Source organism: Rhodovulum marinum (genome assembly GCF_004343075.1).
GTDB lineage: Bacteria > Pseudomonadota > Alphaproteobacteria > Rhodobacterales > Rhodobacteraceae > Rhodovulum > Rhodovulum marinum.
This window is the reverse complement of record NZ_SLXP01000002.1, coordinates 373425-392354: the sequence shown is the minus strand read 5'-3', so window position 1 is coordinate 392354 and position 18930 is coordinate 373425. Positions and strand designations below refer to the sequence as shown.

Sequence of the window (18930 nt, the reverse complement as noted above, 5' to 3'; positions counted from 1 at the left end):
CTCAGATCCCCGCGCCAGGTTCGTTGACGAAGGCCGAGCGGGCCACCAGCGCATAGCCGTCGCGCGGGTCCTCGTGCAGCTTCAGCCCCAGGCCGATGCCCGGGAAGAACGGGTCGACCACGACGCAGGCCCGCACCACCATCAGCGTGTTCTGCGGACCCTGGGCAAAGTTCGTCAGCGGCTGGATCGGCGCCCGCCGGTCGACGCAGGTGATTTCCTCGCCGGGCAGGTCCCAGGTGGTGCGCGACACCGGCGTCAGTTCGATCTTGAGCACGTTCTCGCAATCGGGGAACAGGTTGATCTGCGAACAGAGCAGCTTCTTGAACTTGTCGTGGTCCAGTCCAGGGTAATGGCCCAGCCGCACCCCCCGCATCGACGTGTCCAGTGCGTGTTCCAGAAGCATCTGCCGGGTCATCAGGATCGAGGCCTCGAGACCCATCAGGAACATCGAAAAGACGACCGGCAGCGCCAGTACCACCTCGATGCTGGCGGTGCCGTCCTCGCGGCGAACTGCCCGGCAGATGCGGGCCTTCAGGCGGGCAAGCGCGCTCATTCCGTCAGCCTCAGCTGGTTGATCGACGAGGCGATGGCGCCGAAGGTGTCGGCGAGGTTCATGCCATCCGCCAGGAAGAAGTGGTTGTACGTGCTGGCGCAGCTGCGCATCACCGCCTCCTCTTCGCTGCCCTCGCCCACCTCGAAGCCGATGGTGTAGACCAGGATGTCCTGTTCCTTGGCGGCGGTGCAGATATCGGCCAGGCGGGCGTTCTTGGTGGCGTTGCCGTGTTCGCTCACCGGGTTCGGGGCGAAGCGGTCGAACCATTTGGTGGTGAACTTCGACCAGACCTCTTGATAGGTCATCTGATAGGCTTCCGCGCCGTCGGAGCCGACATAGGGGTTACTGTGCCAGTTGTAGTCGTAGTAATACCCGTTCGGCTTGACCCAGCGGTATTTCTTATAGTCGTCGTTGTAGATCGAATAGATTTCGGTATCTCCGAAGTCCCCGTTTGCCTTCTTGTAGTGCCAGACGATCGACGGGCCGGACCGGTATGTGTCCTTGAGATAATGCTGGTCGGTGTTCACCCCGTCGGTCATCAGGATGATGGCCTTCATGTTGTAATCCTGATCATAGGCATAGGGCCGTCCGTCGAACACCGGGTCGATCACCATCTCGGTCGAACCGGAGGCCACCGGGGTATTGGTCAGGTTGGTCACCACCTGCTGGCTGCCGGGATCCAGCAGCGCCGTGCCCCATTTCATGCCGAGGTCGATCGAGGTGTTGCCGCCCGCCGACAGCGCGTTGATCGCGCTGTAGACCTCGCCCAGGTCGTCCATGAACGGCTTGATCCAGCGCCAGCTTTCATTCCGGCAAGTCCAGCTCCCGGGCGAATAGTTATAGTTGTTCCAGGGGTCGAAGTGGCCGGTCCGTTCCAGAATGTCCTGGGGCGCCGGCGTGATGATCGCCGGATCCTTGACGAAGTTCTGCATGCTTGTCGTGGCGAAATCGTCAGAGGTGAAATCGACGCAGAACGAGGAATTGTGTTCGTTGGTGACGTTGTACTGGCCCAGCAGGACAGGCCCGGCCGCCACCTGTTCGGAATAGGGTACGATCGAGATCGAGACCTTGCCATGCTGCACCTCGCAGGCCGCGCCCGAGCCGCGGTCCTGGTTCGGGTTGCACTGCATGTTGTAGGCGAAATCCTTGGCCGCCTCGCGCAGCTCGTAAATCTTGCTGTTGCCGGAACTCGATCCCCATCCCATCGACCCCGACACGTCGACCACCAGCGATATTTCAAGATCGCTGATGCCTTCCTCGGCCGTGCTGGCGGCGAAGACCGGCATCTTGGTGAAGTCGACCTGGTTGGCCAGCAGGTTGTTGGCGTCTTCGGAATGACCTTCGCGGACGGCCCATTTCCGGGGGCGGACGACCTTCTCCATGATCGGCAGGAAGATCGGGTCCAGCGTGGCCCCGGCGACAGCCTTCACCTTGCGATAGGCGGCGGTCCCCGAGGAGATATCCTCCTCGATCTGGATCGGGCCGAGATAGTCGCCGAGGCCGGCCTTGAGGAAATAGTCGCGGACCACCTCCTCGGCGTCCTGGGACTGGTTGAGGCTGGCGGCGGCCAGAACGGCGCGGTCCATCGTGTTCTGCAACTGGGAACGGGTCGATTCGTAGCGCATGAAATCGACCGCCAGACCGGCGGTGAACAGCATCGCCACCAGAAGCATCAGCGAAAAGATGACAAGGCTGCCGTTTTCCTCGCGGCGGAACCGCGCAAGACTGCGACGCAACGCGGCCTGCCGCCCGTCACGCGCGCGGCCGACGCGGTCTTTCGGAGCAATCGACATCGTAATCGTCCTCGGTTCGGGGCCCGCCGGGCCAGTCTCTGCACGCACCAGGTGCGGCCATAGTAAGACGCCAAGCTGTGGCGAAAATGAGGCCGAATTCTGCGCTTTTACTTTGTTTTCGGGCGGGAGCCGTGCGTTTTTCGGGCGTGCCGCGGACATTGTGGACGGATGGGAAACGACGCACCGCGCGGCTGAGTCTGACCGCGTCAACTGGGGCTGGAAACCGCCGACGTGTCGCGTAGGGTGCGACGGGGAGAGCAGGGAGGAAAGCGATGGCGCCGCCGTCCGAGCCGAGGTTTCGCGAATCGGTCGATCGCATGTTCGCCAAGGCGGTGGCGCTGATGGACCTGGCCCCGGGCCTGGCCGAGAAGATCCGGGTCTGCAACGCCACCTACACGGTCCGTTTCGGGGTGCGCCTGCGCGGCAAGATCGAGACCTTCACCGGCTATCGCTCGGTCCATTCCGAGCATATGGAACCGGTCAAGGGCGGCATTCGCTATGCGCTGGCCGTCAGCCAGGATGAGGTCGAGGCGCTGGCCGCGCTGATGACCTATAAATGCGCGCTGGTCGAGGCGCCCTTCGGCGGCTCCAAGGGGGGGCTGTGCATCGACCCCCGCGCCTGGGACGTGCACGAGCTGGAACAGATTACCCGCCGCTTTGCCTATGAGCTGATCAAGCGCGACCTGATCTCGCCCAGCCAGAACGTGCCCGCCCCCGACATGGGCACCGGCGCGCGCGAGATGGCCTGGATCGCCGACCAGTACCAGCGGATGCATACAACCGACATCAACGCGCATGCCTGCGTGACGGGCAAGCCGCTGAACGCGGGCGGAATCTCGGGCCGGGTCGAGGCGACGGGCCGCGGGGTGCAATACGCGCTGCGCGAGTTCTTTCGCCATCCCGAAGACGTGGCGCGCGCGGGTCTGTCCGGGCTGCTGGACGGCAAGCGGGCGATCGTGCAGGGGCTGGGCAACGTGGGCTATCACGCGGCCAGGTTCCTGTCCGAGGAGGACGGCGTGCGGGTGATCGGCGTGGCCGAGCACGATGGCGGCATCTGGAACCCCGAGGGCATCGACATCGAGGCTCTGCGCCACTGGATCACGGCGAATGGCGGCGTGCAGGGCTTTCCGGGCGGTACCTACCTGATGGACGGCGCGGTGCTGCTGGAGGAGGATTGCGATATCCTGATCCCCGCCGCGCTGGAAGGGGTGATCACCCGCGAGAACGCCCCGCGCATCCGTGCGCCATTGATCATCGAGGCGGCCAACGGGCCGGTCACCGCGGGCGCCGATCATATCCTGTCCGAGCGCGGCACGGTCATCATCCCCGACCTTTATGCCAATGCGGGCGGGGTGACGGTGTCGTATTTCGAATGGGTCAAGAACCTGGGCCATATCCGCTTCGGCCGGATGCAGCGCCGCCAGGAAGAGGCGCGCCACCAGCTGGTGGTGGACGAGCTGGAACGGCTGTCGCACGAGATGGGCAATACCTGGACGCTGAGCCCGGGGTTCAAGGAACGCTACCTGCGCGGCGCGGACGAACTGGAACTGGTGCGCTCGGGGTTGGACGACACGATGCGCACCGCCTACCAGTCGATGCGCGAGGTCTGGCATGGCCGCCCGGACGTGCCCGATCTGCGGATGGCGGCCTACATGGTCGCGATCGAGCGGGTGGCGGCCAGCTATCATGCCAAGGGGTTGTGAGGTGCGGGAAAGGGCAGGGCTCCCGCCCCTTTCCGCCGCCCTAGCGGGCGTCGCAAAGCGTTGGGCCCGGCGCGCCCTTCGGGCGTGCGCCCGTTCCGTGACGCAGGTGTCTGGACAGCACCGCGCCCGCAACCGATATTATGGGACATGAGCCTGCCCCCCGGTTTCCTTGAAGAACTGCGCACTCGCGTGTCGCTGTCCCAGGTCGTGGGGCGCAAGGTCATGTGGGATACCCGCAAGTCGAACCAGGGCAAGGGCGACATGTGGGCACCATGCCCGTTCCACGAGGAAAAGACCGCCAGCTTTCACGTCGATGACCGCAAGGGGTTCTATTACTGCTTCGGCTGCCACGCGAAGGGGGACGCGATCTCTTTCGTGAAGGAAACCGAGAACGTGGGTTTCATGGAGGCGGTGGAAATCCTCGCCCGCGAGGCCGGCATGCAGGTGCCTGCCCGCGATCCCAAGGCCCAGCAAAAGGCCGACCGCCGCGCCCAACTGGCCGAGGTGATGGAACAGGCGGTGCGCCACTACCGGATGCAGCTGCGCAGCAGCGCGGCCGCCAAGGCACGCGCCTACCTGGAGCGGCGCGGCCTGGACGAGGCGGCATGCGACCGCTGGGAGATCGGTTTCGCCCCGTCCGGCTGGCAGGGTCTGTGGACCCACCTGCGCGGCAAGGGCGTTGCCGAGGACCTGATCCTGGGCGCGGGGTTGGCGAAGACCTCCGACAAGGGGCGCGAGCCCTATGACGTGTTCCGCAACCGCATCCTGTTCCCGATCCGCGACGCGCGGGGCCGCGCCATCGCCTTTGGCGGCCGGGCGATGGATCCGAACGATACCGCGAAATACCTCAACTCGCCGCAGACGGAGCTCTTCGACAAGGGGCACAATCTCTACAACCACGGCCCCGCGCGCGAGGCCGCCGGCAAGGGCCAGCCGCTGATCGTGGCCGAGGGCTACATGGACGTGATCGCGCTGGTGCAGGCGGGGTTCACGGCGGCGGTGGCGCCGCTGGGCACCGCGATCACCGAAAGCCAGTTGCAGCTGCTTTGGCGCATCCACCCCGAACCCATCGTGGCGCTGGACGGCGACAAGGCGGGCATCGGCGCGGCGCGGCGGCTGATCGACCTTGCGCTGCCCTTGCTAGAGCCCGGTCGCGCGCTGCGCTTTGCCCTGATGCCGGCGGGCCAGGATCCCGACGACGTGATCCGTGCGGGCGGGGCGGGGGCGATGCAGGCGGTGCTGGAGGCCGCCCGGCCCATGGTACAGCTGCTGTGGGAGCGCGAGACCGAGGGCCGCGTCTTCGACAGCCCCGAACGCAAGGCCGCGCTCGACCGCGACCTGCGCCAGGCGCTGAGCCGGATCAAGGATCCCTCGTTGCGCCGCCATTACGGCGAGGAAATCAAACACCTGCGCTGGGCGCTGTTCCGCCCCGCCCGCGGCCCCGCCCGCAAGGGCGGCTGGAAAGGCCGCGAGACTCCCGCCGCGCCACGCCCCTCGACCAAGGGGTCCGCCCTGGTCGCGGCCTCCGACCGCTTCGCCGAGGACCTGCGCGAGGCGGTGATCCTGGCCACGCTGGTGACCCATCCCGCCCTGATCGCCGAGTTCGAGGCCGAGGTCGAACGGCTGGAATGTGCCTCGGACATGCATGCGCGCCTTCGGGCGGCGCTGCTGGCCGCTGCGCATGGGGCGCCGCAGGCCGATCCCGCCGCCTTCCGTGCCGCGCTCGAGGCGCGTCTCGGTGCCGAGCCCCTTGAAAAGCTGTTCTCGCTCAGCCATGTCCGCATAGCCCCGCCGATCCGTCAGCCGGGCAATGCGGAAAAGGCGGCGCTGTGCCTGGCCGAGGAACTGGCCAAGCTGTCGGCGGCGCGGGGCGCCGAGCGCGAGATCGAGGACGCGATGCACGATCTTCAGGGGCTGGCCGACGAAGGGCTGACCTGGCGTCTCGGCCAGGTCGCCGAGGCCCGCAACCGCGCGGGCCGCAGCGATACCGAGGACCGTACCGATTACGAGATCGGCCCGAACGGTGCCCGGATCAGTCGCGACGAGAAGGACGCGTTTACCGAATTGCTGGACCGAATCGACTATGCCCGGGGAAAGCGCCGCAACCGGGGCACAGACGCACGGGAAGCGCCAGAAAAAACAGGCGAATCGGGTGGCCTTCCCGATGATTCGCGCTATTGATTCGATTTGAACCGGCGGGCGAATCAGCCTCCCCCTCAAGGAGCACTCCATGGCCGCAAAAGACACCGACGACCGCAAGACCGACGAGCAGGAACCGGAAATCTCGCTCGATATGAGTCAGGCCCAGGTCAAGAAGATGATCGCCGAGGCCAGGGAGCGCGGCTACATCACCTATGACCAGCTCAACCAGGTCTTGCCGCCCGACCAGGTGTCGTCCGAGCAGATCGAGGACGTGATGTCGATGCTGTCCGAAATGGGCATCAACATCATCGACAACGACGAGACCGAAGAGGGCGAAGAGGCCTCGACCCAGGTTGTCGAAACCTCGACCTCGCGCGAGGTGGCGGTCGCCACGACGCAGTCCGAAACGCTGGATCGCACCGACGATCCGGTGCGGATGTACCTGCGCGAGATGGGGTCGGTGGAACTGTTGTCGCGCGAGGGCGAGATCGCCATCGCCAAGCGCATCGAGGCCGGCCGCAACACGATGATCGCGGGCCTCTGCGAAAGCCCGCTGACCTTCCAGGCCATCACCATCTGGCGCGACGAGCTTCTGAACGAAGACATCCTGCTGCGCGACGTGATCGACCTCGACGCCACCTTCGGCCGGTCGATGGAGGGCGAAGAGGACGAGCCGGTGGTCGAGGGGTTGGGCGTCGAGACGACCGCCAGCGCCACCTCCAGCGCCCAGAAGGAGTCCGAGCCCGAGCTGGATGCCGACGGCAACCCGATCCGGCGCGAGGATGACGACGACGACGACGAGCAGGCCAACATGAGCCTTGCTGCGATGGAGGCCGCGCTGAAACCGCGCGTTCTCGAGCTGCTGGACCGGATCGCCGAGGATTACGCCAAGCTGTCCGACATCCAGGACAGGCGCATCCATGCCACGCTGCACAAGACGCAGCGCTTTTCGGACAAGGACGAGGCCGAGTACCAGAAGCTGCGCGCCGAGATCGTCGAACTGGTGAACGAACTGCACCTGCACAACAACCGGATCGAGGCGCTGATCGACCAGTTGTACGGCATCAACCGCAAGATCATGTCGATCGACAGCGCCATGGTCAAACTGGCCGACGAGGCCCGCATCAACCGGCGCGAATTCATCGACGAATACCGCGGCCACGAACTCGACCCGCACTGGATGGAGCGGATGGGCGAAAAGGCCGGTCGCGGCTGGCAGGCCTTCACCGAACGCTCGGGCGCCAAGGTGGCGGACCTGCGCGCCGACATGGCCCAGGTGGGCCAGTATGTCGGCGTCGACATCCAGGAATTCCGCCGCATCGTGAACCAGGTGCAGAAGGGCGAGAAAGAGGCGCGCCAGGCCAAGAAGGAAATGGTCGAGGCCAACCTGCGCCTGGTGATCTCGATCGCCAAGAAATACACCAACCGCGGGCTGCAATTCCTCGACCTGATCCAGGAGGGGAACATCGGCCTGATGAAGGCCGTGGACAAGTTCGAATACCGCCGCGGCTATAAATTCTCGACCTACGCGACCTGGTGGATCCGTCAGGCGATCACCCGGTCCATCGCCGACCAGGCCCGCACGATCCGCATCCCGGTGCACATGATCGAGACGATCAACAAGCTGGTGCGCACCGGCCGCCAGATGTTGCACGAGATCGGTCGCGAACCCACGCCCGAGGAACTGGCCGAAAAGCTGCAGATGCCGCTGGAAAAGGTCCGCAAGGTGATGAAGATCGCCAAGGAGCCGATCTCCCTCGAAACGCCCATCGGCGACGAGGAGGATTCGCAGTTGGGCGATTTCATCGAGGACAAGAACGCGGTCTTGCCGCTGGATTCCGCGATCCAGGAGAACCTCAAGGAAACCACGACCCGGGTGCTGGCCTCGCTCACCCCGCGCGAGGAACGCGTGCTGCGCATGCGCTTTGGGATCGGCATGAACACCGACCACACGCTGGAAGAGGTCGGCCAGCAATTCAGCGTCACCCGCGAACGCATCCGCCAGATCGAGGCGAAGGCTTTGCGGAAGCTGAAACATCCCAGCCGGAGCCGGAAGTTACGGAGTTTCCTGGATCAATAGCGTGTGCCTTGCCGGCGCGAATGATCAGGACTGCGGTTCAGAGCAGTTTTCGTGTCTTTGGACGAGTCGTCCCGAGCCAGCCATAAAGGCAATGGCGCCGGTAAGCAGAAGAATGCTCCCCGGAAGCGGTATTGGAGCAGGTAGCGAGTTGGGGTTGATCGCTGGAATCGTGACGTTCACGTCTGAAAATGAGAATTGGACGGTCATACCGTCGAACGTCCACCAATGGACTTCATCAAATTTTCCAGTGTAATACGCTTCGTTGCCGAAAACGAGGCTGCCGCCGTTAGGGTCAATTCTGAATGAATTATAAGGCGCCGCAGCGGATGAAAAAGACGAAGCTTGGAATCCCATTCCGTCGGCGGTTAAGGACAAACTTGACGCGCCGTAATTTGCGCAGAATGTAGTGTCCAGATTCGAATCTGAAAGGCGGCAGCGAACCTCGATGCCGAGATCCCTTGCACGTTCCTCGTCAATTGGATTTCCAAGTTCCAATGAAGGCGCATCGGCGAAAACCTGAAACTTTGCCCGAGTGCTATCGCCCGGTTCCATGCCATTGAACCATTGCTCTGGCGAAAAGCCCATTGCATCTCCGGTCTGAGAAAGCGACCTGTAGGCGATTGGGTCGAGCTGAATGAGGGTTTCCCATTCCCCCGGGTTCGTGGGAGGAATTATGGCGCTCACCGACATAAGCACACTATCGAGTGTTGCGATGAAGTTGGCCTCATAGATCAGCGTAGAGGCGGATGCTGATGTTGCGACGAGAAGTGTGCAGGCAGACGAAAATGCAATTTTCTTGAACATCTCAAAATGCCTCCAGAAAAACTCTACTGGCAAGCAAGATCGCACATAGCTGACGGTTCTGCTAGATCCATGGTCGCTCTTTCTGCACCCATTGGAAGGTTGCCAATCCTCAACCCTGCGCCCAACGCGCTGGAGCATCGGTGGGGCCGAACCCGCCAAGCCTGGAATTGCCACCACTTGACCGGCCGCAGCTTGCCGGACAGACCTACCCTCATTATTCGGTCACTATCGCCCGATCCAGCGCCCCGGAGACCCGCCCATGCGCCTCGCCCTCGCGCTCTGCACAGCCCTCGCCCTGACCGCCTGCATGCCCGCCGGCCCCAATGACGCGCCGCAAGCGATGCGGACCTTCCGGGGCAACCTCGTTGTCCCCGACGCCCGCATCCCCGGCCAGTTCGAGGTGTTCACCCGGCCGGGCGACGCGGGGTCCGACCTGTGGTGCGCGGCTGCCGAATTCGCCGAGGACGAACTGCGCGTGCCCGTCAACCGGCGCATCTATGTCGTGACCCCGCGCGGGCGCAGCGCGACCCGGCCCGGCGCCACCAGCGCCGTCTTCACCGTCTCGCCCGATGCCGCCCTGACTCGGGCCGCCGAGGCGCTGCCCGACAGCCTGTCCATGGGGGTCGACCGGCCGGGGCGGAACTTCCTGCCGATCCACGGGCGCGCCGCCTGCCGTCCGATCTTCGATCTGCGTTTCGACTGACCCCTCACGCGTATGTGATGACCCCCGCGCGGCATGGAAACGGCGTGTTTCCGGCCCCCGGGGCCGCCTGTGACAATTCGTGACCACGACGCGGCAGGCGGTTTGACGTAGGTCAAGTCTCTCCCTGAGACATCCGAGTAACGACTGGCGCCATGACATCCGAACCCAAGTCCTCACGCCTTTCCGGCGGCCCGGTCGGCTTTCCCTTTGCGCCGCCCCTGCCGCTGTTCCTTCTCAACCCCATCCTCAAGCGCATCGTCCACAGGATCGCCGCGCAGAACCCCGACATGTTCGACCGTCTGGGGCCGCACCGGCACGCCTATTTCCTGATCGACCCGGTGGACATGCCCCTGATGCTGTACCTGCGCCCCGATCCCGAGGCGCTGGATTTCCGCGCGGTGAACCGCCGGGCACTGCCGCCCCATGTCGCGCGCATCTCGGGCAAGTTTCTCGATCTGCTCACGCTGATGGATACCGAGCAGGACGGCGATGCGCTGTTCTTCTCGCGCGACCTGATCGTGACCGGCGACACCGAGGCGGTGGTCTGCCTGCGCAACGCGCTGGATGACGTGGACGAACCCATCGCCGAAAGCGTGGCCGACATGTTCGGCGCGCCCGGGCGCGGGGCGCTGAACTTCCTGCGCCGCGCTGCCGAGAATGCCCAGAAACGGAAAGGGGCCAGCACATGAACGCACCGGTCAAGCCCGAACTGATCTGTCCCGCGGGGACCCCCGCCGCCCTGCGCTCGGCCGTCGATGCCGGCGCCGACGCCGTCTATTGCGGCTATCAGAACGCCACCAACGCGCGCAACTTCGTCGGCCTGAACTTCACCCCCGAAGAGATGGAGAAATCCATCCGCTACGCCCATGACGGCGGCACCAAGGTCCTGATCACGCTGAACACCTTCCCGCCGTCGGGCAATGTGCAGCTGTGGAAGGACATGGTCGACCTGTCGGCCCGGCTGGGCGCGGATGCCTGCATCGTCGCCGATATCGCGGTCGCCGCCTACATCCAGAAGCATCACCCCGACATGCGCATCCACCTGTCGGTACAGGCCGCGGCCTCGTCGCCCGAGGCGATCGAGTATTACGTGCGCGAATTCGGGGTCAAGCGCGTGGTCCTGCCCCGCATCATGACCGTCAGCGAGATCCGCGGCCTGGTCGAGGAAATCCCCTGCGAGGTCGAGACCTTCATCTTCGGCAACCACGGGCTGATGGTCGAGGGGCGGTGTTCGCTGACCAACTATGTCACCGGGCAATCGACCAACATGGACGGCGCCTGTTCGCCCGCGGCCTGCGTGAAATACGAACGCGCCGAGGATGGCAGCATGTCGACGATCCTGGGCGATTACATGATCGACCGCTTCGGCCCCGAGGAAACCGCCGGCTACCCCACGATCTGCAAGGGCCGCTACAAGTGCGATGCCCGCGACGGCGGCTATTACGCCTTCGAGGAACCGATCAGCCTGAACGCGTCCACCATGCTGCCCGAGCTGATCAATGCCGGTGTGCATGCCTTCAAGATCGAGGGGCGCCAGCGCTCGCGGGCCTATGTGAAAAAAGTGGTCGCCGCCTTCCGCGAGGCGGTCGACTCGATCATGGCGGGCGAAGAGCCGAAACTTGCCGACCTCGTCGCGCTGACCGAGGGTCAGAAACAGACCGAGGGCGCGCTGAAAACCAAGAAGTGGAGGTAAGCGGCATGGCTGCGGAACTCACCCTCGGGCCGAACCTGTTTCACTGGCCCGCCGAACAGAAGATCGACTTCTACAATCGCATCGCCGACGAAAGCCCGGTTTCGACCGTCTACCTGGGCGAGGTGATCTGTTCCAAGCGCACGCCGTTCTTCGACGACAAACATCTCGACCAGGTCGCCGAGCGGTTGGAGCGCGCGGGCAAGAAGGTGGTCTATTGCTCGTTCTCCGAAGTGGTCATCAAGCGCGAGCGCAACATCCTGATGGAGTGGTCCAAGCAGGAGGGGCGCGACCTGGAGGTGAACAACACCGCCGCGCTTCTGCACCTCAAGGGGCGGCCGCACCGGATCGGGGCGCTGCTTAATGTTTACAACGAAGAGACCATGGCCTACCTCGCGGGGCAGGGCGCCACGCATTTCAGCCTGTTGCCCGAACTGCCGCGCAGCGCCGTCGAGGGCCTGGGCGCCAAGGGCGCCGAACTGGGCGTGGGGGTCGAGGTGCAGGTCTTCGGCCGCGCCTCGCTGGCGCTGTCGGCGCGGTGCTATCACGCCCGTGCCCATGACCGCACCAAGGACAACTGCCAGTTCGTCTGCGGCGAGGATCCCGACGGGATGGTGCTCAAGACGATGGACGACAAGCCGTTCCTGACGGTCAACGGCATCCAGACGCTCAGCTATGGCTATCTCGACATGATGGCCGATCTCGAGGACATGAAGTCGATCGGCGTGACCCATTTCCGGGTGATGCCGCATACCTGCGACATGATCGCGGTGACGCGGATCTTCGACGAGGTGCTGGCCGGCCGGATGGGCGTGGACGAGGGCGAGGCGAAGCTGCGCGAGCTGGGCATCGACGCGCCTTTCGTCAACGGCTTCTACCGTGGCCGGGCAGGGCACGACTGGGTGCCCCGGGCGACCGAAATGGCCTGACCACGGTCCGGGCCGGCGCGACAGCCGGCCCGCAACCGTGATCCGTCCGCGCCGTCCGCGGGATGCCACTGCAGGCGCGCAACGGGGCGCGGCCCGTGCCCCTTGCCCGCCGCGCGCCCCTGCCATAGCGTGCCCGCACCAAGCGGCACGAGGGGCGATGCAGACCACCTTCACGATCCCGACCCGGGGGCCCGGCCTTTACGAATTCACGGCCGATGTTTGCCGCTGGACCGCGGGGCAGGGGGATGGGCTGCTCACGCTGTTCGTGCGCCATACCTCCTGTTCGCTGCTGATCCAGGAAAACGCCGACCCGGACGTGAAACGCGACCTCGACGCCTATTTCGCGCGCCTCGTGCCGTCCGCCGACGATCCGGTAATGTCCTACCTGCGGCACACGCTGGAAGGGCCCGATGACATGCCCGCCCATATCAAGGCCGCCCTGCTGCCCGTGTCGCTGTCGATCCCGGTGGCGGATGGACGCCCGGCGCTGGGCACCTGGCAGGGAATTTACCTTTATGAACATCGCGCTGCGCCGCATCGGCGGCAGGTGGCCGCGCATCTGGGCTGACCCCATATCTAGCAGGTGAAAAGGCCCCTACCCAAACCCTAGAGGCTCCCCTATAGTGGCTGTGGATAAGTTGAACGCACCACCGAGGGAGAGGCCATGCGCTGCCCGTTTTGCGGAAATATCGACACGCAGGTCAAGGACTCGCGCCCCGCCGAGGATCACGTCGCGATCCGGCGGCGCCGCTTCTGCCCGGCCTGTGGCGGGCGCTTTACCACCTATGAACGGGTACAGCTGCGCGACCTGGTGGTGATCAAGTCGAACGGCCGGCGCGAGGATTTCGACCGTGACAAGTTGGAACGCTCGATTCGCATCGCGCTGCAGAAACGTCCCGTCGATCCCGAGCGGATGGACCAGATGATTTCCGGGATCGTCCGGCGGCTGGAAAGCATGGGCGAGACCGACATTCCCTCCAAGGTGATCGGCGAGATCGTGATGGAGGCGCTGGCCCGGATCGACACCGTGGCCTATGTCCGCTTTGCCAGCGTCTACAAGAACTTCCAGGCGGCCGACGATTTCGACAAGTTCGTCAGCGAATTGCGCCCGCCCGCTGCGGCCGAGGAGTGATCGCCGACACCGACGCGCGGTTCATGGCGCTCGCCCTGTCGCTGGGCGCGCGCGGGCAAGGGCGCACCTGGCCGAACCCCGCCGTGGGCTGCGTGATCGTCAACGGGGACCGGATCGTCGGCCGTGGCTGGACTGCGCCCGGCGGCCGCCCCCATGCCGAACCCGTGGCGCTGGCCCAGGCCGGCGCGGCCGCGCGCGGGGCCACCGCCTATGTTTCGCTCGAACCCTGCTCGCATCACGGCCAGACGCCGCCCTGCGCCAAGGCGCTGGTGGCCGCCGGGGTGGCGCGCGTCGTGACCGCGCTGGAGGACCCGGACCCGCGGGTGGCCGGGCGCGGTCACGCGATGCTGCGCGCGGCCGGGATCGAGGTCGCGACCGGCGTGCTCGAAGGGGCGGCCCGGCGTGCCCATCGCGGTTTCCTGCTGAACCGAACCCAGGGGCGCCCGGCGCTGACGCTCAAGCTGGCGTCGTCTTTCGACGGGCGGATCGCCACCGCGACCGGTGAAAGCCGCTGGATCACCGGCCCCGAGGCCCGCCGCGCGGTGCATGCGATGCGCGCCCGTCACGATGCGGTGATGGTGGGCGGTGGCACCGCGCGCGCCGACGATCCGGACCTGACCGTGCGCGACCTTGGCGTGGCGCATCAGCCGGTTCGGGTGGTCTGCACGCGGCGGCTCGACCTGCCGCTCGATGGCCGGCTGGCGCGGGGCGCGGACAGCGTGCCGCTTTGGCTGTGTCACGGGGCCGATGCCGACCCGGCGCGCGTCGCGGCGTGGACGGCGCGCGGCGCGCACCTGATCGAGGTGGCGGTGGCGCCGGGCGGCCAGCTTGACCCGCTGGCGATGCTGCGGGCGTTGGGCGCGGCGGGCCTCACGCGGGTGTTCTGCGAAGGGGGCGGCAGCCTGGCCGCCTCGCTTTTGTCCGCCGGTCTGGTGGACGATCTGGTGGGATTCACCGCCGGGTTGGCGTTGGGGGCCGAAGGCTGGCCTGCCTTGGGGGCGTTGGGCCTGGGCCGCCTGGCCGAAGCCCCGCGGTTTCGCCTGGTCGAAACGCGCGCCATCGGGGCCGATGTCCTGCATGTGTGGGAGCGCGACTGACCGCGGGAGCGTGTCACCGCGGGCTGCGTGTCGGACGGGCGGGCGTCGGCGCGGCGCCCGGGCGCGCCGCGCGGACAATGTCAGGCGTTCGGCCGCTCGCGGCGGGTGCGACGCACGGCGCCCAGCGCGCCCAGCGCCGTCACCATCAAAAGCGCCGCCGCAGGCACGGGCACCGGCGCGGTTGTGATATTCGCCATCTCGAAGGTGCCGCCATAGCCGTAGGTGCGGAACCGAAGCCCGTCGAAGGGGAGGCCCGACAGCGTCAGCAGCGCGCTGCCCCGGCCGGGCTGGTCCACGATATCCTCGCCGAAGGTCGTGTTGAACCAGTCCAGTTCGGCCCCGAAGAACGATCCGACCACCACGTCGCCCAGCAGGAACTCGATCTCGTTGGACATATCGGGCGAGCCCCAGAGCAGCGAAACCGCGCCCTGCCGCTCGTCGAAGCGCAAGGTGGCTTCGTTGGTGCCACCAGCCACCTTCAGGTCGAACACCGTCCAGAACGAGGCCGTCTCCCAGCCCGGCGCTCCGGAGATCGTTGACAGGTCGCCCAGCACGCCGCCGTAATAGGGCGAACAGGCAAAGGTGCAGGGATCGCCGCCCACCAGTACGGGGTCGACCGGATAGGTTGCGTTGGGCAGCAATTCGATATTCGAGTCCGCCGTCCACGCGGCGCCCGTGGGCAGCACGGTGCCCTGGCTCAGGTCGACTTGCGACCACGCGGTGGGATCAATCGCGGTGACCGTGGCGTTCAGTACGCCGCCCGAGGCCTGGGGCAGGGAAATTGTCGTTGCATGCGCCATGCCCGCCACGGCAAGCGAGGCAAGCGCGATGAAAACCGGATTTTTCGTCATGTTTGTCCGCCTTTGAAATGCGGCGTAATGTGTCGAAAATACGCCGAAAATCTGACTAGCACCAGGCTTTGGAAAGTGCAATCGCGAGTTGAGAGCCGGTCACGAAACACTGCGTTTACACCCGCAGAAGCGGACCGCATCGCCTAGCGCCACAGCCACGCCGCGCCGGCCAGCGCGCCCTGCAGCCGCGACAGCATCCGCAGCCCCGGCCCCGGGCGCGGCAGCTGGCCCCGGGCCAGCCGCTCGGCCACGACCTCGGCCGGGCAGGGCCGCCCGGTGACGGGGTCCAGGTAGCGCGGGTAGTCGATCAGAACCGCGTGGGCCAGCGCCACGATATCGGGCCGCGCCGCGCGGCGTGCGGGCACGGGGCCCAGGTCGCGCGTCAGCCCCCAACCGGCATAGAAGGGCGCGCCAAGGCAGGTGACGGGAAGCCCGCGCAACAGCGCCTCGAAGCCCAGCCCCGAACACAGGGTCCAGACCTCGTCCACCCCGGCCAGCAGTTCGGCCAGCCCGCCCCCGCGCAGCACCAGGTCGGCAAGGGCCAGCACCGCCGCATCCTCCAGCGCGCCGGGGCGCAACCCGGCCTCGACATCGGGGTGGGGCCGGTAGATCAGGACGGCGCCGGGATTGTCGGCCCGGGCGCGTTCCAGCAGGTCCAGGTTGGTTCGTTCCCGCGCGCAGCCGAGCCGCACCGAGGCGTCGTCCTCGACCTGGCCCGCGACCAGGATGCGCCGCCCCGGCGGCAGGGCGGGCAGGGTCGCGCCGCCCAGGTTGTATTTCGTAACCCCCCCGCCGGTCAGCGTCGCGATCAGCCGCCCGGCGCGGGCGCGCGCCACCGGGTCAAGGTCGCAGGCCGCCGCCACCAGCCGTTCCAGCCGGCTTTCCCGCGTGGGGTCGTAGTGGATGCCCAGATCGTCCAGCACCAGCGACAAGGGCGGCACCAGCGCCGCGCCCAGGCCCCGCGAGCGCAGGAACCCGTCCTCGACGCGCCAGGTGCCGGCCGCCACGTCCCCGGCGGACGAGGCCCAGACCATCACGCGCCGCCCTGACGCCGCCGCGCGCGCCTCGGCGCGGGCGCTGTCGCGGGCAAAGCGCACCGCGCGGACGCCCCCGAAAAAGCGTTGCACCGTGCCGCGTTTCCACGCCCGCATGCCGCCCGCCACCCAGCCTTGCCGGTCCTCGCGCCAGGTGCGCGTCTCGGCCTCCAGCGTGGCCAGCGCGTCCTCCAGTTCGCACAGGCGGTCGCGATAGGTGTCGTACCACGTGGGTGCCAGGATCAGCGCGCCGGCCACCAGCTGCGCGCGGGTCAGTCGGCGTTCGCGCCGGGCGACGGGGCGTTCGTCCTGCGTCAGCCCCCAACCGGCATAGAACGGCTGGCCGAAGACGCGCGGTTTGTGCCCCGCCAGGATCGCCTCGAACCCCATCTGCGAGGACACGGTATAGACCGCCACCGCCCCCTCCAGCAGCGCCCAGGGCGAAACCGGATCGGACAGGACCGTCACCCGGTCCCCCGCCACTTCGGGGCCGAGATGGCCAGGCCGCAGGCCCAGCCCGGTTTCCGGGTGGGTCTTGACGATGACCCGCGCGCCGGGGTTCTCGATTTGCGCCACCGCCAGCATCTCGCGGAAGGTGGCGGCATCCGCCCCGCTGGCCGTGACCGAGGCATCGCCCGCGGTCTGGTCGATCACCAGCGCATAGCCCGGCGCGGGCACCGGCGCGGCCGGGTCGAACCCGGTATACTTCGTCAGGTGGCCCGCCTTCAGCCGCGCCATGGCCGCGCGCGCCCGGTCCAGAAGGGCCGTGTCGTCCAGCGGATGGGTGGCCAGGATATGCTCCAGGTCGGATGGCACGGTCGGGTCGAAATGCACGCCGCGCCGGTCCAGCATCAGACCCAGCGGCGCGCCCGCCCCGCGCGCCCGCCCCGGCAGGACCGAGCGCAGGAACGCGTCCTCGACCCTCAGCAGCCCCGCGCCGCGTGCCCGCGCGACCCTCAGTCCGCGCCCGGCGGTCGGGCGGGCGCCCCAGATGCCCACGATGTCGTCCGGCCCCGGCACCCCCAGGTGGATGTCATATCCCGCAAGCGCCAGGATGCGGCGCACCCGCCGCTGGGTCACGAAACCGCCGTTATAGACGAAAAGCCGCCGGGAGGTTTCCCCCCCGGCGGCGGTTTCATGGGCCGGGTTCCGGGCCATTGATGCGCTCAGTTGTTGCTGTCCACGACGTTGGCCAGGGAGCTCGCGGTGCCTGCCGTGCCGGTGATGGCGCTCAGGGTCTTCTGCCACTGCACGAAGGGCGCTTCGGTGACATAGACCGTGTCGCCGTCGCGGATCGCGAAATCGCGGGCCAGGAACATGCCGTTGGTTTCGGTCAGGTCCAGCACGTAAACCAGGCGCTGCGCCCCGATCAGGTCGTCGCGGCCCAGAACCATGCGGGCGATTTCTTCGGATTCGTTGCGGATCACGAAGACGCCGGTCGGATCGGCCAGCTGGCTGCTCAGCCCGCCGACCTGGGCGATCGCCTCGATCGCCGACAGGCTTTGGGTTTCGAACGGCACGCGCCGCTGTGCGCCCATCGCACCCAGCGCGGTGAACGCGCGGGTGTCGCGCTCGACCAGGATGCGGTCGCCGTTGCGCAGCGCGATGTCGATCTCGGGATGGTCGTACAGGTCCTGGAACCAGACCTCGCCGCGTTGGTGGCCGCGCAGCACGGTGATCCGCGCCACCTCGGGCGGGATCGAAATGCCACCCGCGGTCGCCAGCATGCCGGTCAGCGTGCGGTTCGGGCGCTGGATCGGATAGACCCCCTGGCCCGCGACGCCGCCCACCACCGACACGGTGGCGCCGTCGCCCGCCATCCGGCGCACGATCACCTGCGGGTCGGGGGTCTGGGCGTCCAGCTTCTCGGTGATGATCTGGCGCAGCCGTTCGGGGGTGTTGCCAGCGGCGCGGATGCGCCCGGCATAGGGGATGAAGATGAACCCCGAATCGTCCACCTGCACCTCGCTCAGGGCCGCGGCATTGCCGCCGGCCTGTGCCAGCAGCCCGTCATCGACGTTCTCGTAGATCGTCAGGCCCAGTACGTCGCCGTTGCGGATGATGTCGGATGTCACCAGGCCCGCGCCGCGGAACTCGGGCGGAAAGCCGATCGCGGGGGTCACCGCCGTGGCCCGGGTCACCCGATCGTTCACCGCCACGACGAAGGCGTCGCCCTGTTTCTGAACCGAGCCCTGGTAGATTTCGCGCTTGTTCGGGCCGGAGCGCGGCAGGCCGCAGGCGCTCACGGTCGCCACGAGGGCCAGCAGGGCCACCGCCCTTGCCCCCCGGGAATGCATGATTTTCACTGCTCGGCTTCCTCGTTCTTGCTTTTGACTGCCTCAGGATCGTCCCGGACGGCTTGATGCCGCCTCGATAATTTGCCTTCAGCCTACAGGCTTCGGGTGGCTCTGGCCAGCCT

At 66.8% G+C, this 18930-nt stretch carries 16 protein-coding genes; 10 read left to right on the top strand and 6 right to left on the bottom strand.

What is annotated here, in order from left to right; translation table 11 throughout:
* Nucleotide 1: 1 nt before the first annotated feature.
* Entirely contained in the window at nt 2–553 is a 552-nt protein-coding gene (locus tag EV662_RS05025; RefSeq protein ID WP_132461038.1) for a TadE/TadG family type IV pilus assembly protein, read from the bottom strand.
* The gene (locus EV662_RS05020) at nt 550–2346 is read right to left on the bottom strand and encodes a TadE/TadG family type IV pilus assembly protein (protein WP_165915519.1); all 1797 of its coding nucleotides are present in this window, start codon (nt 2344–2346) and stop codon (nt 550–552) included. Before EV662_RS05020 ends, EV662_RS05025 begins: the two co-directional genes overlap by 4 nt.
* 272 nt (nt 2347–2618) lie before the next feature.
* On the opposite strand from EV662_RS05020, the gene EV662_RS05015 reads away from it, so the two are divergent.
* The 3 genes from EV662_RS05015 to rpoD all read left to right on the top strand — a co-directional run bounded on the left by EV662_RS05015 (nt 2619) and on the right by rpoD (nt 8271).
* A complete protein-coding gene (locus EV662_RS05015; protein ID WP_132461036.1) occupies nt 2619–4049 on the top strand; it encodes a Glu/Leu/Phe/Val family dehydrogenase in 1431 nt (476 codons plus the stop codon).
* 147 nt (nt 4050–4196) lie between these two features.
* The gene (dnaG, locus tag EV662_RS05010; RefSeq protein WP_132461035.1) at nt 4197–6230 is read left to right on the top strand and encodes a DNA primase; all 2034 of its coding nucleotides are present in this window, start codon (nt 4197–4199) and stop codon (nt 6228–6230) included.
* 49 nt (nt 6231–6279) lie between these two features.
* The gene (gene rpoD / locus EV662_RS05005) at nt 6280–8271 is read left to right on the top strand and encodes an RNA polymerase sigma factor RpoD (RefSeq protein WP_132461034.1); all 1992 of its coding nucleotides are present in this window, start codon (nt 6280–6282) and stop codon (nt 8269–8271) included.
* 24 nt (nt 8272–8295) lie between these two features.
* On the opposite strand, the gene EV662_RS05000 is transcribed toward rpoD, so the two are convergent.
* Complete coding sequence (locus EV662_RS05000) at nt 8296–9075, bottom strand: hypothetical protein (protein ID WP_132461033.1); 780 nt, start codon at nt 9073–9075, stop codon at nt 8296–8298.
* A 259-nt stretch (nt 9076–9334) separates the two neighbouring features.
* Here EV662_RS05000 and EV662_RS04995 point away from each other — a divergent pair, with 259 nt between their 5' ends.
* The 7 genes from EV662_RS04995 to ribD all read left to right on the top strand — a co-directional run bounded on the left by EV662_RS04995 (nt 9335) and on the right by ribD (nt 14626).
* Nucleotides 9335–9778 carry a hypothetical protein gene (locus tag EV662_RS04995; protein ID WP_132461032.1) on the top strand — a complete coding sequence of 148 codons (444 nt, stop codon included), beginning with the start codon at nt 9335–9337 and terminating at the stop codon, nt 9776–9778.
* 152 nt (nt 9779–9930) lie between these two features.
* Nucleotides 9931–10467, top strand: a complete 537-nt coding sequence (ubiT, locus tag EV662_RS04990; RefSeq protein ID WP_243695770.1) for a ubiquinone anaerobic biosynthesis accessory factor UbiT — start codon at nt 9931–9933, stop codon at nt 10465–10467.
* A complete protein-coding gene (ubiU, locus tag EV662_RS04985; RefSeq protein ID WP_132461031.1) occupies nt 10464–11471 on the top strand; it encodes a ubiquinone anaerobic biosynthesis protein UbiU in 1008 nt (335 codons plus the stop codon). The genes ubiT and ubiU overlap by 4 nt, the downstream gene beginning before the upstream one ends.
* 5 nt (nt 11472–11476) lie before the next feature.
* Complete coding sequence (gene ubiV / locus EV662_RS04980) at nt 11477–12397, top strand: ubiquinone anaerobic biosynthesis protein UbiV (protein WP_132461030.1); 921 nt, start codon at nt 11477–11479, stop codon at nt 12395–12397.
* Between the two features lie 157 nt (nt 12398–12554).
* Nucleotides 12555–12965, top strand: a complete 411-nt coding sequence (locus EV662_RS04975) for a secondary thiamine-phosphate synthase enzyme YjbQ (RefSeq protein ID WP_132461029.1) — start codon at nt 12555–12557, stop codon at nt 12963–12965.
* A 96-nt stretch (nt 12966–13061) separates the two neighbouring features.
* The gene (gene nrdR / locus EV662_RS04970) at nt 13062–13529 is read left to right on the top strand and encodes a transcriptional regulator NrdR (protein ID WP_132461028.1); all 468 of its coding nucleotides are present in this window, start codon (nt 13062–13064) and stop codon (nt 13527–13529) included.
* A complete protein-coding gene (gene ribD / locus EV662_RS04965; protein WP_243695781.1) occupies nt 13529–14626 on the top strand; it encodes a bifunctional diaminohydroxyphosphoribosylaminopyrimidine deaminase/5-amino-6-(5-phosphoribosylamino)uracil reductase RibD in 1098 nt (365 codons plus the stop codon). Before nrdR ends, ribD begins: the two co-directional genes overlap by 1 nt.
* A gap of 80 nt (nt 14627–14706) precedes the next feature.
* On the opposite strand, the gene EV662_RS04960 is transcribed toward ribD, so the two are convergent.
* The 3 genes from EV662_RS04960 to EV662_RS04950 all read right to left on the bottom strand — a co-directional run bounded on the left by EV662_RS04960 (nt 14707) and on the right by EV662_RS04950 (nt 18808).
* Complete coding sequence (locus EV662_RS04960) at nt 14707–15477, bottom strand: VPLPA-CTERM sorting domain-containing protein (protein ID WP_132461027.1); 771 nt, start codon at nt 15475–15477, stop codon at nt 14707–14709.
* Nucleotides 15478–15620: 143 nt separating this feature from the next.
* Nucleotides 15621–17669 carry a capsular polysaccharide biosynthesis protein gene (locus tag EV662_RS04955; RefSeq protein WP_132461026.1) on the bottom strand — a complete coding sequence of 683 codons (2049 nt, stop codon included), beginning with the start codon at nt 17667–17669 and terminating at the stop codon, nt 15621–15623.
* Nucleotides 17670–17677: 8 nt separating this feature from the next.
* A complete protein-coding gene (locus EV662_RS04950; RefSeq protein WP_132461025.1) occupies nt 17678–18808 on the bottom strand; it encodes a polysaccharide biosynthesis/export family protein in 1131 nt (376 codons plus the stop codon).
* Nucleotides 18809–18930: the final 122 nt, after the last annotated feature.

Excerpts from the sequence above, each read along its gene's own strand:
- ubiV (WP_132461030.1), top strand. The coding sequence starts at position 11,477 with ATGGCTGCGGAACTCACCCTCGGGCCGAACCTGTTTCACTGGCCCGCC.
- dnaG (WP_132461035.1), top strand. The coding sequence starts at position 4,197 with ATGAGCCTGCCCCCCGGTTTCCTTGAAGAACTGCGCACTCGCGTGTCG.
- EV662_RS04955 (WP_132461026.1), bottom strand. The coding sequence starts at position 17,669 with ATGGCCCGGAACCCGGCCCATGAAACCGCCGCCGGGGGGGAAACCTCC.
- ubiU (WP_132461031.1), top strand. The coding sequence starts at position 10,464 with ATGAACGCACCGGTCAAGCCCGAACTGATCTGTCCCGCGGGGACCCCC.
- EV662_RS04960 (WP_132461027.1), bottom strand. The coding sequence starts at position 15,477 with ATGACGAAAAATCCGGTTTTCATCGCGCTTGCCTCGCTTGCCGTGGCG.
- EV662_RS05015 (WP_132461036.1), top strand. The coding sequence starts at position 2,619 with ATGGCGCCGCCGTCCGAGCCGAGGTTTCGCGAATCGGTCGATCGCATG.
- EV662_RS05000 (WP_132461033.1), bottom strand. The coding sequence starts at position 9,075 with ATGTTCAAGAAAATTGCATTTTCGTCTGCCTGCACACTTCTCGTCGCA.
- rpoD (WP_132461034.1), top strand. The coding sequence starts at position 6,280 with ATGGCCGCAAAAGACACCGACGACCGCAAGACCGACGAGCAGGAACCG.
- EV662_RS04950 (WP_132461025.1), bottom strand. The coding sequence starts at position 18,808 with ATGCATTCCCGGGGGGCAAGGGCGGTGGCCCTGCTGGCCCTCGTGGCG.
- ubiT (WP_243695770.1), top strand. The coding sequence starts at position 9,931 with ATGACATCCGAACCCAAGTCCTCACGCCTTTCCGGCGGCCCGGTCGGC.
- nrdR (WP_132461028.1), top strand. The coding sequence starts at position 13,062 with ATGCGCTGCCCGTTTTGCGGAAATATCGACACGCAGGTCAAGGACTCG.
- EV662_RS04975 (WP_132461029.1), top strand. The coding sequence starts at position 12,555 with ATGCAGACCACCTTCACGATCCCGACCCGGGGGCCCGGCCTTTACGAA.
- EV662_RS05020 (WP_165915519.1), bottom strand. The coding sequence starts at position 2,346 with ATGTCGATTGCTCCGAAAGACCGCGTCGGCCGCGCGCGTGACGGGCGG.
- EV662_RS05025 (WP_132461038.1), bottom strand. The coding sequence starts at position 553 with ATGAGCGCGCTTGCCCGCCTGAAGGCCCGCATCTGCCGGGCAGTTCGC.
- EV662_RS04995 (WP_132461032.1), top strand. The coding sequence starts at position 9,335 with ATGCGCCTCGCCCTCGCGCTCTGCACAGCCCTCGCCCTGACCGCCTGC.